This is a genomic window from Stutzerimonas chloritidismutans, assembly GCF_038562055.1.
Lineage (GTDB): Bacteria > Pseudomonadota > Gammaproteobacteria > Pseudomonadales > Pseudomonadaceae > Stutzerimonas > Stutzerimonas chloritidismutans_A.
Window position 1 is genome coordinate 58,676 of sequence record NZ_JBCFXD010000017.1, and the last position, 13,798, is coordinate 72,473.

Annotated in this window: 15 protein-coding genes; 13 read left to right on the forward strand and 2 right to left on the reverse strand. The window is 58.0% G+C overall.

Translation table 11 applies throughout. From position 1 onward, the window contains the following. The first annotated feature begins 137 nt into the window (after positions 1–137). The 7 genes from dsbD to AAGW23_RS19785 all read left to right on the forward strand — a co-directional run bounded on the left by dsbD (position 138) and on the right by AAGW23_RS19785 (position 7,619). Entirely contained in the window at positions 138–1,883 is a 1,746-nt protein-coding gene (gene dsbD / locus AAGW23_RS19755; RefSeq protein WP_342407989.1) for a protein-disulfide reductase DsbD, read from the forward strand. Beyond that, positions 1,883–2,698, forward strand: a complete 816-nt coding sequence (locus tag AAGW23_RS19760; RefSeq protein WP_342407990.1) for a TlpA disulfide reductase family protein — start codon at positions 1,883–1,885, stop codon at positions 2,696–2,698. The genes dsbD and AAGW23_RS19760 overlap by 1 nt, the downstream gene beginning before the upstream one ends. Beyond that, complete coding sequence (gene dsbG, locus AAGW23_RS19765) at positions 2,695–3,474, forward strand: thiol:disulfide interchange protein DsbG (protein WP_342407991.1); 780 nt, start codon at positions 2,695–2,697, stop codon at positions 3,472–3,474. The genes AAGW23_RS19760 and dsbG overlap by 4 nt, the downstream gene beginning before the upstream one ends. 56 nt (positions 3,475–3,530) lie before the next feature. Beyond that, positions 3,531–4,178, forward strand: a complete 648-nt coding sequence (locus AAGW23_RS19770) for a c-type cytochrome (protein ID WP_342407992.1) — start codon at positions 3,531–3,533, stop codon at positions 4,176–4,178. Beyond that, entirely contained in the window at positions 4,175–5,092 is a 918-nt protein-coding gene (locus tag AAGW23_RS19775; protein WP_342407993.1) for a c-type cytochrome, read from the forward strand. The genes AAGW23_RS19770 and AAGW23_RS19775 overlap by 4 nt, the downstream gene beginning before the upstream one ends. 653 nt (positions 5,093–5,745) lie before the next feature. Continuing rightward, complete coding sequence (locus tag AAGW23_RS19780) at positions 5,746–6,540, forward strand: DUF4145 domain-containing protein (protein ID WP_342407994.1); 795 nt, start codon at positions 5,746–5,748, stop codon at positions 6,538–6,540. A gap of 362 nt (positions 6,541–6,902) precedes the next feature. Then, positions 6,903–7,619, forward strand: a complete 717-nt coding sequence (locus AAGW23_RS19785; RefSeq protein ID WP_342407995.1) for a hypothetical protein — start codon at positions 6,903–6,905, stop codon at positions 7,617–7,619. 126 nt (positions 7,620–7,745) lie between these two features. Here AAGW23_RS19785 and AAGW23_RS19790 read toward each other — a convergent pair whose 3' ends face one another. After that, positions 7,746–8,012, reverse strand: coding sequence for a hypothetical protein (locus AAGW23_RS19790; protein WP_045666266.1), 267 nt, complete (start codon positions 8,010–8,012; stop codon positions 7,746–7,748). A gap of 121 nt (positions 8,013–8,133) precedes the next feature. On the opposite strand from AAGW23_RS19790, the gene AAGW23_RS19795 reads away from it, so the two are divergent. The 6 genes from AAGW23_RS19795 to AAGW23_RS19820 all read left to right on the forward strand — a co-directional run bounded on the left by AAGW23_RS19795 (position 8,134) and on the right by AAGW23_RS19820 (position 11,752). Then, positions 8,134–8,352, forward strand: a complete 219-nt coding sequence (locus AAGW23_RS19795) for a DNA-binding protein (protein ID WP_179485753.1) — start codon at positions 8,134–8,136, stop codon at positions 8,350–8,352. Then, a complete protein-coding gene (locus AAGW23_RS19800) occupies positions 8,349–8,564 on the forward strand; it encodes a hypothetical protein (RefSeq protein ID WP_342407996.1) in 216 nt (71 codons plus the stop codon). The genes AAGW23_RS19795 and AAGW23_RS19800 overlap by 4 nt, the downstream gene beginning before the upstream one ends. Beyond that, entirely contained in the window at positions 8,557–8,946 is a 390-nt protein-coding gene (locus AAGW23_RS19805) for a hypothetical protein (protein WP_342407997.1), read from the forward strand. The genes AAGW23_RS19800 and AAGW23_RS19805 overlap by 8 nt, the downstream gene beginning before the upstream one ends. A 108-nt stretch (positions 8,947–9,054) precedes the next feature. Continuing rightward, a complete protein-coding gene (locus AAGW23_RS19810) occupies positions 9,055–9,333 on the forward strand; it encodes a hypothetical protein (RefSeq protein ID WP_342408002.1) in 279 nt (92 codons plus the stop codon). Positions 9,334–9,401: 68 nt separating this feature from the next. Further along, the gene (locus AAGW23_RS19815) at positions 9,402–10,682 is read left to right on the forward strand and encodes a hypothetical protein (protein ID WP_342407998.1); all 1,281 of its coding nucleotides are present in this window, start codon (positions 9,402–9,404) and stop codon (positions 10,680–10,682) included. Continuing rightward, a complete protein-coding gene (locus tag AAGW23_RS19820) occupies positions 10,682–11,752 on the forward strand; it encodes a phage integrase (RefSeq protein ID WP_342407999.1) in 1,071 nt (356 codons plus the stop codon). The genes AAGW23_RS19815 and AAGW23_RS19820 overlap by 1 nt, the downstream gene beginning before the upstream one ends. Positions 11,753–12,655: 903 nt before the next feature. On the opposite strand, the gene AAGW23_RS19825 is transcribed toward AAGW23_RS19820, so the two are convergent. After that, positions 12,656–13,798 (reverse strand): IS1182 family transposase (locus tag AAGW23_RS19825; protein ID WP_342408000.1); only part of this gene is annotated, 1,143 nt, incomplete at its 5' end.

A 13,798-nucleotide genomic window follows, 5' to 3' on the forward strand; every position in this document is an offset into this window, starting at 1 on the left:
CGCTGAGTTGCTCGCGCAGCCTCGCATGTCGGTCTCTTCTCTGTCGGTCAGTGGTCAGCTCCAAGCCAATTCGTTAACGGCCACTTAATCCCCAGTCGCCATGCTCGCATTGAATTTGCTGATGGGGGGTGTAGTTCATGCGAGCGGTCCTTTTCTCTCTGGCCTGCTGCCTCTGGCTTGTGCAGCTGGCGAGTGCTGCGCCGTTCGCGCTTGGTCAGAAGCAGGAGACCTTCTTACCGGTCGACCAAGCGTTCAGCCTGCGGGTCGAACGTCCAGCCAGCGGCGGTGTTGTGCTGCGCTGGGACATCGCGCCAGGTTATTACCTGTATCAGGAGCGGCTGCGGTTTGGTGGATTAGCAGCAGGTAACGAACCGCAGTTGCCACCGGGAGAGTCCTATCACGACGAGTATTTTGGCGATTCACAGGTCTATCGCAACAGCCTGGAAGTCACCCTCGCCGAGCCAGGCCTCGCTACGCTAGAACTGGGATGGCAAGGCTGCGCCGATGCTGGCTTGTGCTATCCGCCGCAGACTCGCACGGTCGATCTGAGCGGGTCTGCAGCGGGACCCTCTGAGCCTGTTCAGGCCGATGATCAGGCACTGGCAAGCAGACTGGCGCAACAGCCGCTTGGCTGGAGTCTGACGATCTTCTTTGGGCTTGGCTTGTTGCTCGCCTTTGCGCCGTGCTCCCTGCCGATGCTGCCAATCCTTGCCGGTATTGTGGTCGGCAGCCGGGCCAGCCCTCGCCGCGGCATGCTGCTTGCCGCTTCCTATGTGGTCAGCATGGCGCTGGTCTACGCCGCGCTGGGCGTCGTGGCAGCGCTTCTCGGTGCGAATCTGCAGGGATGGCTGATGCAGCCCTGGCTGATCGCCAGTTTTGCCGGCCTGTTCGTTCTGCTTTCCTTACCAATGTTTGGTTTCTTCGAGCTGCAGTTGCCGGCTGGTCTGCGTGATCGGCTGGAACAGGCCGGACGCAAGCGACAGGGCGGTAGCCTGGCTGGGGCCAGCGCACTCGGGGTGATATCCGGCTTGCTGGTCGGGCCCTGCATGACCGCTCCGCTGGCTGCGGCATTGCTGCATATCGCTCAGAGCGGTAGTGCCGTCAATGGAGGGCTGGTGCTGTTTGCCCTTGGCTTGGGCATCGGAACGCCGTTGGTATTGCTGGTGACGGTCGGCAATCGCTTCCTGCCGAAACCGGGGCCCTGGATGGATCGCGTCAAAACCACGTTTGGTTTCATATTTCTGGTCGCGGCCCTCTATGTGCTCCGCCCGTTGTTGACGGATTCGTGGTGGGTGGGTGTGTGGGGTGCATTCTGGCTGCTGGTTGCCAACGGACTCCTGCAGCTGTCGCGGCAGCTCAAGCAGCATCGGGCGTTGCTCAGCGCCGTTGCTGCGTTATCCGGCGTATGGGGCGTGGCGCTGGTGCTGGGTGCGGCGGGTGGCGCGGAGGATCCGAACCGGCCGCTTGCCGTGTTCACCAGCAGCGTCGCTCCGGCAACTGAGATCGAGGGCCTGCAGGGTTTCGTCGGTTTCACCGATCCGGCTGTTCTTGATCGTGAGCTCGCTGCCGCCAAAGCTGCCGGGCAATGGGTGCTGATCGACTACTACGCGGACTGGTGTGTGTCGTGCAAGGTCATGGAGAAGGAAGTGTTTGGCAACGGCCAGGTGCAAGCCGCGCTCAAGGGCGTACGCATGCTGCGACCGGATGTGACGCAAACCAATTCCGCCAGCCGCGAGTTGCTGGGCCGCTATCAGGTCATGGGACCGCCGACGATACTGTTGATAGGCCCGGACGGGGCCGAGCGCCGCTCGCAACGCATAACCGGAGAGGTCGACGCCGGCCAATTCCTGGGTACGTGGAACGAAACGATGGAGCAAGGCTGATGATGACGATGAACGTGGGGCCGTTTGCGCTGGCCGTTCCCCATGTATTGCTGCTGGTGAGCCTGTTCTTGGCAATGCTGACCGGTTGGTGGGTTGGGCGGCGCAGCGAGCGCAACCCCGAGCAGCAGTTGTTCAGGCTGCTACTGGTGGCGCTGCTCGTCGCCAGATTGGCGTTCGTGGTGGTCTACGTCGAGCATTTCCGAGATGAGCCTTGGCGCATAATCGACATTCGTGACGGCGGGTTCATTGCTTGGCCGGGCGTGCTGGTGGCCGTGCTGCTTGGCGTATGGCTAGCCAGGCGTGAGCTCGGATTGCGCAAACCGCTGGGCGCTGCGGTCGCTGTCGGTGTGCTGAGTTGGGGGTTCGGGACCTTCGCATTGCATGCCTTCGAGCAGGGCACGCGCCTTCCCGAGATGGGACTGCGCGACAGCCAAGGCAAACCGGTTGCCCTGCAGGATTTCGTCGGCAAACCGCTCGTCGTCAACCTGTGGGCCACCTGGTGTCCGCCCTGCCGACGGGAGATGCCGGTCCTGGCCGAAGCACAGCGCAACCAGTCCGAGGTGACCTTTCTCTTCGTCAACCAGGGCGAAGGCGAGCGGGTCATCGCGGACTTCCTCAGCGCTGAAGCGCTCGGTTTGGATAACGTGCTGCTAGACACCGGCGGCCGCCTCGGCCAGCACATAGGCTCTTCGGCGCTCCCGACAACGCTTTTCTACGACGCCGACGGGCGCCAGGTTGGCAGTCATCTCGGTGAGCTTTCTCGCGCCAGTCTGGCGCGCGCCCTTGAACAACTGGAGGTAACCACTCAGCCATGAAAAATCTGCGACCGCTTTCTTTGTTCTGTTCAACGCTGGCCTTGCTGCCCGCATCCGTAGCGCTGGCACAGGATCTGCCTCCTGCGGTCCAGGCCGTTGAGGCTCGCGGTGCAGAAGTGGTCGGTAGCTTCGACGCGCCGGGCGGATTGAAGGGCTACGCAGCACGCTATAACGGACAGGGCATCGCGCTTTATCTGACGCCCGACGGTGACCACGTTCTGATTGGCAGCCTGCTCGATGCCACCGGCGAAGATCTGACGCGGGCTCCCCTTGAAAAACTGGTCTACGAACCTCTCAGCAAGGAAATGTGGCAACGGCTCGAGAGCAGCACCTGGATTCAGGACGGCGCTGTTGACGCGCCGCGAATCGTCTACCTGTTCTCCGATCCGAATTGTCCGTACTGCAACATGTTCTGGAAGCAGGCCCGGCCTTGGGTCGAGTCCGGCGATGTTCAGCTGCGCCATGTCATGGTCGGCATGCTGCGCCCGGACAGCGCGGGCAAATCGGCCGCATTGCTGCAGGCTGAGAATCCAGCGGCCGCCTTGAACAGACACGAGGCAGCAGGAAAGGCGAGCAAACTGGAGCCGCTTGAGAGGGTATCGCCTAAGCTGACAGAGAAGCTTGAGGCGAACCTGACGCTGATGGGAGCGATGGGTGCCTCGGCAACGCCAGCCATTTACTACCTGGACGACAACGGACGTTTGCAGCAGCAACAAGGTGCGCCTCGTCCCGATTCCCTGGCCAAGATCATGGGGCCACTTTCAACGAAACGGTAGAAAGGTCAAACAGCACTACCTGCTGCTAAAACTATAAAAAACGATCTGGAGGCTTTATGAATATCGCTCACTGGCCGCTGACGGGAGTGTTGTTAGCAGTCTTTCTGCCTGCCCATGCCGCCGATTCGACGGTTATCTATACCAAGGGCGGCTCCAACCCTGCTGCCATGGCTTGCGTCACGTGCCACGGAATCCAGGGCGAAGGGATGGCGGCGGCTGGGTTCCCCAGGCTTGCCGGGCTCCCGGCTGGTTACATGAGAAAGCAGCTGGCCGATTTCGCATCTGGCGCGCGCGCCAATCCCGTCATGCAGCCTATTGCTGTTGCCCTGAGTGCAGAGGAGGCGGACGCAGTCACGGCAATGCTGGCCGACAAGCCGGGACCGCAGGTGGAGCGGGTCGGCCGTACTGCGGCAGCCGAAGGTCCAGGTGAAACGCTTGCCCTGCGGGGTGCCTGGGAGCGCAACATCCCTGAATGCGTCGCCTGCCACGGCCCCAGCGGAGTGGGTGTCGGCGACGCCTTTCCGCCGCTCGTGGGACAGTCCGCGCAGTACCTGGCGTCGCAGCTGACCGCCTGGCGTCAAGGCACCCGCAAGAACGATCCCAATGACCTGATGGGGCATATCGCCCGTAGCCTGACCGACGACGAGATCAAGGCCGTCTCGGCGTACTTCGCCGGTTTGACCGACCAAGGAGCAGCAAGATGAACACTCAAACCCGCGCCTTGCTGTTGATCGCCCTGGCCGCACCAGCCTATGCCGATGACATCGTGATGGAGGACCAGTCGCAGATTCTCACCGGGGCGGGTGAGACGGCCAGCAGCCGCTACTTTCAGCCACCCCAGGAGAGCGAACTTCCCGACAATGCTTACGGAAAGCTGGTTCAGGAAGGCCGCGCCATATTTGTCGACACGAAAAATCGGGCCCCGGAATACGTGGGCAACGGCCTCGCATGCGCGAACTGTCACCTTGAGCAGGGCCGCAAAGCCAACTCCGCTCCGCTGTGGGCGGCGTACACCATGTATCCGGCGTACCGGAAGAAAAACAACAAGGTCAACAGCTATGCCGAGCGGCTACAGGGGTGTTTCCAATTCAGCATGAACGGCAAGGCCCCAGAAGCGGACGGACCGGTGATCGCGGCATTGTCGGCCTATTCTTATTGGCTCGCTACCGGTGCCCCGACTGGTCAGGAGCTCCCCGGTCGTGCCTATCCGGAAGTGCCTAATCCTGAAAACGGCTATGACCTGGCCAGAGGCGAGCAGGTCTATGCGGCCCAGTGCGCTGTATGTCACGGGCAGAACGGGGAAGGGCAGAAGTCCGGTGACGATTATGTGTTCCCACCCCTTTGGGGCGCTGACTCGTTCAACTGGGGGGCCGGCATGCACCGCATTAACACTGCCGCCGCGTTCATCAAGGAGAACATGCCCTTGGGCAAGGGCGGCAGTTTGTCGGATGAGGACGCCTGGCACGTGGCCGCATTTATGAACAGCCACGAACGGCCCCAGGATCCGCGGCTGATCGACGGTTCGGTCGAAAAGACCCGCGACAAGTACCACGCCAACGATGGCGTGAACCTCTACGGTGAAATCGTCAACGGCACCATGCTGGGCAAGGGCCTTTAGTCGATAGGCGCAGTACTACAGCGGGCAGGACCGCCCGTAGACGAAAGAATAAGCGCTGACCACCTCTAGAAAAGAGATGGATTCGCCTCGGTTGGCAGCCGTCTCGGACCGCCTGCCGCTATCACGCCTTGATGCTTGCGGCAGCCGGCGGCGAGTTTGGCAGGCTAATGGCGATCCCCATGAATGCCGCTACATCGGTGCACGGCGCGTCTGCAAAAGACCAAGTGGCGTCTGCTGACCTCTCATGCTGGCGCCCAACACTTCTATCCGGCATTCGGCAAATGCAACGAACGGTGTGATTGAATAGGGGATACACAGCGGGATTCACGAAGGGACGGTTTAGGGTTAGATGAAGGAACACAGCCAGAAACAAGAAGCCCGCACGAGGCGGGCTTCTGGGGGTGTTTCCGTAGACTGTTGGAGATAAGTCTAAATTGCTGTTTGGGCCGGGGGGATTTGAACCCCAATTTTTGCTGCGCTTTGCCCGGCAAAGTCCCGCATTTCGGGCCTTCTCGCTCCGTCTCGCCTGCATTGTGCTGCGTTAGACAGCAGTGATTTCGACAGTTTTTCGACAATGGCAAACCTCGATGCACTGTCGGATTTACGAGCCTCAAGCTATCCTTCAGCAATTGATTACGGTTTGGAGTCTGATGTTGTCCAGTGAAAACAGAATACCGTTAATTACCAAAACGGCTTTCAGCTGTCCTCACTGTGGTGCGTACACCACGCAACACTGGTTCAATTTATTCGCCGATGCTTGTAGTGATGATCAACGACTTCCGTTTATTCCTGATTTAAAAATGATGGATCAGTTCAGGTCGGATCGAGATTTATCGCCAGAAGACCGAGCACCTCTAATTGAATGGTGCAGTAACATGCTTAGTGGAAAACCTTTTTTTGATACGGGAGCAAAAAATCTTTATAACAAGCCAATGGTGTCAAACTGCTATATCTCTAAGTGCTACAACTGTCATGACATTTCCGTCTGGATTCACGACCAAATCGTCTATCCAGAAAATAAAATTGATATCCTTCCAAACATAGACTTGCCAGAACATATAAAAGAGCTTTTTAATGAGGCCCGCCAGATCGTCACATTGTCACCGAAAGGAGCCGCCGCACTTCTTAGGCTCTGTGTCCAACATCTCTGCAAAGAGCTCGGTGAAAGCGGAAAAAACATTGACAAAGACATAGCGAGCCTCGTATCAAAGGGACTTAACCCGCTCGTGCAGAAAGCACTGGATATAGTGCGCGTTATCGGCAATGAAGCGGTACATCCTGGAGAAATCAACCTGAACGATAATAAAGAAATAGCAATAAAACTATTCAGCCTCATTAATCTAATCAGCGAACAAATGATTTCTCAGCCAAGGCAGATTGGCGAGCTGTATGACGGTTTGCCAGCTGGAAAACTAGACGGCATCGCGAAACGTGACACCAGAGAATGAAGTAGAGCCAGCTACTGCCAATTTGATAAAAAGCTGTACGAAAAGCGTGTTTAAGTTAAATGTCGGGGATAAATATGTCGAAGTACTTGGTTGAACTTGTTGGTCGTAGGCAAGCTGGCACGATGAGTAAAAGTTATACTGTTGAAGCCGAAAACGAATCCAGCGCTGAAAAATTCGCAATGACAAGGCTGCGTTCGGATATTTTCTTTACGCAATACTCTTGGTCTGTCAAGCGAATCCAAAGGCGATAATAGCGGTTCGCTTCGCTCACTGGGAGGGGCCTAAAGCCCGCCCCTTAACCAAACGACGGTTATCCCAAGGTTCCGGCCGACTCCAGTAGCGTTGACGTCTGAGATAAGAAAATGAAAATGCCAAATTGGTTGCTGCTTGTTTGGTGGGGCCTTGCCCTTGCAGGCATGCTTCTCTTTCTTTCGGCTCGGCTGCCGGAATTGGAGGTTGGAAAAGCGACCCTTCCAGATGTGGTGGTATTCCTTGTGCTTATCGCGCTATGGGTGCTTCCTCTGGTCTCGGAAGTAGACGTTCTCGGCGTCAAGCTGAGACGAGAAGTTCAAGCAGTACGAGAAGAGTTAAAAGGCGAGATTCGCGAGCTCAAGAACATGGTGGAGGTAAGAAACAACGTCAGTGCCCAGTTCTACAACGGGCATCCACCTCCTCCGTCTGATCAGGAGATTCCTAGACTTCGCGAACAACTAAGGGAGGTGATTTCGGAGGCCTTAGGAGAGACGCAGTTCGGCCGGCCTAGGGTTCAGCATGCGGAGCTGGATGTTCCAAGCGATGCAGAGTACCTGTTTCAAGTACGGTATAGCTTGGAGAAGGAGCTCCGCCGCGTGTACAAGAGAAGGGTGTCTGATCCCAAGGAACGGTATACATCGGTAATAGCAATGGCACGCATGCTTGTTCATACCGAGGAATTAACACCGCAGCTAGCAGGTGCTATCAAAGAGGTTTACTCGGCGTGCTCTGCTGCTATCCACGGAGAAGACGTAACCGAAAGCCAAGTTGCTTTTGTACGCGACCTTGCCCCTGAACTCGTAAGCATCCTGAGAGGAATCCGGTGATCAGGGCCCAACAAGGCGCTGGAGCCGACGGCTTCGCCGCGGCTCAGCTTTGGCTTTAGTGCTGCTACTTCAACCTGGCTCCCTGCGCTCGGGCATACCATCGCCTAGCTACTTTCCGTGTGATTGCTATCCCGCGCTGGGTTGGCTCAAGTTTCGGTTGGCCTCGTCGTAGGCTGGGCTGGTCTGTCCGATCTCCGGGGCGATCTGCCCGCTGGCCAGCCATAGGGCGTACTGGGGGTAGATCTTTACCAGTACGTCTATCTCGTCTGCGCTTACGCGCACCGCGCCTTTGCTGACGTTCCGCCAGCGCTCGTAATCACCACCTTGTTCGCTTGCCCGCTTGGGGCCGATCAGCTTGAGCAACGCGCGTGCTCTATCGGATGCGCTGTGCATGCAGAAAAATTTCCTGAGTAGCTATTGCTCCATCATGCAAGATGGGTAACAATCGCTCCATGGGTAGTTGTTACCCATTTATTGGTTGGTTATCAAAGCCGAACATAGTGGAGTAAAGCGGATGGATACGGAAGGTTTTGACCCGCAAAAGCTGCACGGCGCCCCGCCCCTGATGCCGTGGCCGAAGTTCGCCGAGTGGATCGGCATGGGCGACGAACCCATCGTGGTGCGCACCTGGTTGGACCGTGGCTACCTGCCTTCGAAGAAGGTCGGCAAACGTACGATGGTCAACGTGGCCCTGCTACAGCAGCAGCTTCTCGAACAGGAGTGGACGCTATGAGCAAGGCCGACGACAGCCTCGACCTGTGCAGCCTCAAGACTTTCGCCGAAATGAGCGGCGTGTCTGTCGAAGAGGCCGCCGACTGGGCCGCCACCGGCACCATCCCGACGATGCGCCTCGCGGACTTTCGCATGGTCAACCTCGCGCGCCTGCGGGCCGACCTGAAGAAAGGCAAGAAGGCGTTCAAGGAAGGAGACTACAGCCATGCGTAAGCCCGGAGTTACTCTGGATACCGAAGCCGCCATGGGCTACATCGGCCATACGGTTCTCGTTGAGCTGCACTGGGATGATGAGCCGGAGTCCTATTGGTATTGCCTGCATATCGTCGGCATGATGCTGCCAGTTGAAGGCGTGTATGAGCATGGCTGCTTCATGACCCTGGAGCTGAACGCCCAGGACGAATTTCCCAACGAAGTGTTCTTCTCGAACATTCGGACGATCAGGGTAATGCGGCACCGCGACCGGCATGGTTCCGGCAACGTACTGGGCCGCATTCCCCTTCCTAAGCACGCAAGGTCAGGGGCCGCGCTCCCGGCTCGTCGGGACAGCTTCACCGTCCCGTCGAACGGAAGCACGGGCGCAGCGCACCCTTGACCCTGCACGACCATGAACAGCCTATCGCTGGGAGTGTGGGGTAGCTTCCCCACCCCACGCTCCCGAGCCCTCGGCGGCAAGAGCGGGATGACAAGGGCGGCGCCCTTGGTGTTATTCGTCCTCGCGCGCCGCGCCGATCTCAAACTTCCTCACCTGCTCGCGCTGGCCAGCCTCGCGTTTTACCTCGCCTGGGTCAGCACGCCGCCGCCCGAACGTCCCCACCTGATGACCTTCATCCAGGAACAAACCTGCCTGGAAGATCCGACCGATCTTTTTATCGATCCGGTTACCGCATTAAAGCTCTCTGGCGCGCGCACGGCTGCACAGCTCTACGCCGAGCGTAGCGAGCGCGTCGCCTGTGCCGGCGTGCGCGCGCCCCCGCGCTGACGTCCCTGTAGCACGTCAGATAGATCCAGATTAACTACCGCATTAGTCAGCATTAGGAAGTAAACCAAATGAGCAAACCAAAGGATTTTCTTCGCCTAGACATGCTTGCCCGTGAAGATCGCAACGGACGCTTGTTCGTCGATCCAGGTACGGCTGCATTCGTGGATCTGTCCAAGGTCCGGTTGCTGCGTTGCGGCGTGGATACGGTCCGCCAGCTGTACCGCGGGCTGATTCGTCCCGAGATCATGGCGCTGTTCGAGAAACCGGGCGCGATGGTCGAGTTTGCCGGGGAGATCTGGCACGCCGGGCGTGTTGGCCGGGACTCGGGCTACCAGTACAAACTGCAGAACGCTGACCTTGGGTTCATCATGCTCATCAAGAACTTCAACGCGAAGCTGGAGCAGATCGGCCCGCACCTGAAAATCGAGGTGTCACCGCACGCGATCGACGCGCTGTCGCCGGAACGGCTCCAGGAGCGCATGGACTATTATGCTGCCGCCGTGATGACCCACCGGGAGCGCAACCAGTGTGCCGTCCACCTCGCCCTGGATCTGCAAGGCTGGACGCCTCCGGCTGACCTGACGGCCCGCATGCACTGCCGCGCACGTGCCAACCGCGATATCTCAGGCATCAAGGAGATTCAGTGGACCATGGAAGCAGCCACCTATGGAAAAGGCCAATCCTTCCTGTTTGGTTCCGCCGGTGGCGTACAGCTCGGGATCTACAACAAGACGCTCCAGGCACGCGCCCATGACAAGCTCGACTACTGGGAAAGCGTCTGGCGTCGCCGGGATTCCTTCGATGCGAACGATCCGGACAACTACAACCCAGCCCAGGACGTGTGGCGCGTCGAGTTGCGTTATCACCACTCGATCATCCAGCAGTTCGCCAGCGGCTCGACCGATGTGAAGACCGGCCAAGCCATCGATACGGACTCCTTCTCTGCATTCTCTGCCCATCTGGAAGGCCTGTGGCGCTACGGCATGAGTCAATTCAAGCTACTTGCCCGCCCTGGCTATTTCGAACCCATCTGGACGCTGCTGCGTGAAGACGCGCGGGTCGATCTGCCAGTCGATTCCCTGGTCGATGAGACGGAATACAAGCGCTACTACAAGACCTCTCGGGGCTTCTCGGGCAAGAACGTGGAACTGTTCCTGGGAAACTTCGTAAGCCTGCTGGCAAGGGAGCGAGTGGGCGCTAACAAAGCATTCGAGACCCTGAAGCAATGGGATTGCTGGCCGGTCATCCGTGATCACTACGCAGCCAAGGACATGAGCGAGCGGGATCTGTACAAGCACATCAAGAACCTGCTCGAGGAGCGGCATGTGAGGTGGGGAAGGGCGGTCTGATGGCAATCGAACAACTGCCTGACGGTCGTTGGAAAGTCGATGTTGAGCCGATCAAAGGCAAACGCTTCCGCAAGACGTTCAAGACCAAGGGCGAAGCCCAACGATTCGAGGCGACGTGTCGATCAAAGGTAATCGAGAACCGGGAGTGGTCGCCCAGCACGGCTGATACGCGACGGCTAATGGGGCTAATCGAATCCTGGTATGACCTGCACGGCCATTCGCTCAGAGACGGTTTGCGGCGTCGTCATAAGCTCGATGCGTTGGCTAAGCGGTTACGAGATCCCATCGCCTCGCGGATCGATCCTCAAGCCTATGCACATGATCGTCGTGTTCGCCTAGAGGCAGGTGCTTCGCCGAAGACACTCAACAATGAGTTGGGTTATCTGCGTTCCGTCTACAACGAGCTTCGCGGCCTGGGAGTCATCAAGTATGAGAATCCGCTCGCCCTGGTGAAGCCGTTGAAGATCCAGGAACGTGAGCTTTCCTGGCTGACGAACCTCCAAATTGCTGAGCTGCTCGATTCAATCCGTACTGGCTGTGATAACCCTCACGTCGAACCGGTCGTGTTGATCTGCTTGGCTACCGGTGCTCGATGGTCTGAGGCGGAAAAGCTAAAGGCAACCAGTGTTCGCAATGGCGTCATCACGTTCAGCGGGACGAAAAGCGGAAAGGTGCGGTCGGTGCCGATCTCGGCCGAGCTGGAGAAGCGACTTGCGAAACACTGGAAACAGCACGGTCCCTTCATGCACACAATCACTTCGTTCCGCCGTGCTCTGGCCCGAACGACCATCAGGCTCCCGAAAGGGCAAGCCGCTCATGCACTGCGGCACACCTTCGCCAGCCACTTCATCCAGAACGGCGGCAACATCCTCACGCTACAGAAGATCCTGGGCCATTCGAGCTTGGCCATGACGATGCGGTATGCGCATCTTGCGCCGGACCACTTGCAGGATGCTATTCGCTTTGGGCCAGTACTCATGCCCACGAAACGCAGCGTCGACAGTTCATCGACACTGGCTACCTCTAAAAGCAAAAAACCCCGAAATTCACTAGGAAAATCAGGGGTTTAGGTGTTTCGAATTGGTGGAGCCGGGGGGATCCAAAATATATGCATAACCTATTGTTCTTAAATACTTTTTTGAAAGATCTATTGTTAGATGCCCCCATAAGTGCCCCGTGCACGTATTTCCGATGAGCGGCCTTTAGAAGGAGTTGAACTGGCGTCCTGAACTCTCGTTTCGCGACAGGGCGATGCCGGTCGACCACCGAGGAGGATTCAGTAGAATCAGTCGCCTACAGCATAACCCCGGTTACCTGGGCGGGAGGGTTCGATGCCCAGCTTAGCAGCAGGTGTTGGCTAGATGTCAGGTCCGGTAGTTGGGGTTTTTCCGCGGTAGCGCACCATGGGCTCATCTAGGACGATTTGAGCTGAGGTGCGGTATGAGACACTCGATGGTTACCTGTCACAACTGTGGCAAAGCGATGGTTCCGAGGGCGTCATATAGCCGTGGTTTCTGGGGTTATTCGCCTTCGTCCAATCATTGCCCCTTTTGCCTGAGTGAGAACTGGCACGGCGGAAATCCAGGGCTAGGGGCTCGGCTGTTCGCTTTGGTTGGCCTGGGTCTTGGTGTTCTGGCCTGCGCGTTGGTGGGAGCTCTTCTATTTAAAGTGCAGTGGTGGCTTGGTGTCGAGGGACAGTGGCCTCTATTGACGCTGGGCACATGTGCTGTGTCAGTTAGCGCGGGATACCATTTTTACAACTGGTTTGTTGATTGCTGACCGGTGACCATGCTGTGGAAGGCAGCAATCGGCCGATTCTGTTGAAAAAGTAGGTTTAGCGGCAGCAAGGCGGTCGGATGTACCTGCTGTCGAAATGGCTGCAAGCCACTTCAAGTTGCCTTCCGGCGTTTCACTGAGCGTCCTTGCTCCGGTTTAAGGGTTAATTTGAGGGTTTCTGCTCGTAGCAGGCGTACCTATCCCGTCAGCGGTGGCCCTTGAGGCAAAAGCTTGGCCATGCGGCGCAGGTTCTGCACCATCGCAGCTAAGGTGAATTCGTCAGTGGCACCCGTTAGGCCACGCAGTCGTAAACGGTCGAGTTTCATGATCCGTTTGAGGTGGGCGAAAAGCATTTCCACCTTCTTTCGTTCGCAGCGAGAGACGAGGTATTCCGGTGTCTTGGCGATGCGTCGAGCCACGTCGCGGGAAGACTCATGGATGCTGCGGACGATCTTCCGATTCGGCGTGTTGGGGCAGCATTTCGCTTTCAACGAGCAGGTGGCGCAGTCGGTTTGGCTGGAGCGGTAAATGATGGTGTTGGCCTTGGTTACCCGCGATCTTTGCTGAGTGAAGGCACGCCATTCACTGCGTAGCGGTTTGCCGGCTGGGCAGCGATATTCATTGGCTTCCTGATTCCAGTGGAAGTCGTTACTGGAGAGGCTGTCGTCCTTGCGCTCGGTCTTGTCCCACACCGGCACATGCGGCTCGATGTCCTTTTCTTCTACCATCCAGGCCAGCATCGGGGCGGTGCCATAAGCGGTATCGCCGATAAGGCGTTCCGGCGTGAGATCGAAATGCGCTTCGACACGCTCGACCATCGTCCTGGTCGAGTCGACTTCGGCGGTACGGTGCGCCGGGGTAGCTTCCACGTCCATGATCACACCGTGCTCAGTGTCGATCAGGTAATTCGTGGAGTAGGCAAAAAAGGCCGGGCCACCTGGCGCTGCTGTCCAACGGGACTGAGGGTCTGTGAGCGAAATTTTCTTGGGAAGAGCCTCAGCCAGCGCCTCTTCATCAAGGGCTTCGAGGTACTCACGCACTGCTCGGCTGCTGAGCTTTGGGTCGTTCCAATCGACCTGATCTCCCGCCACCCCACGTTGCCGGCTGGCATCCGCCTTAATGATGCTGGCGTCGACGGCGAAACCTTCACCCTTGACTAGGCCGGCTGCCATGCAGCGCCGCAGCACCTCATTGAATAACCAGCGGAATAGATCGCTGTCACGAAAACGCCCATGGCGATTCTTCGAGAAGGTCGAGTGATTGGGTACTTCGTCTTCCAGACCCAGCCGGCAGAACCAGCGATAGGCCAGGTTCAGGTGCACCTCTTCGCACAATCGCCG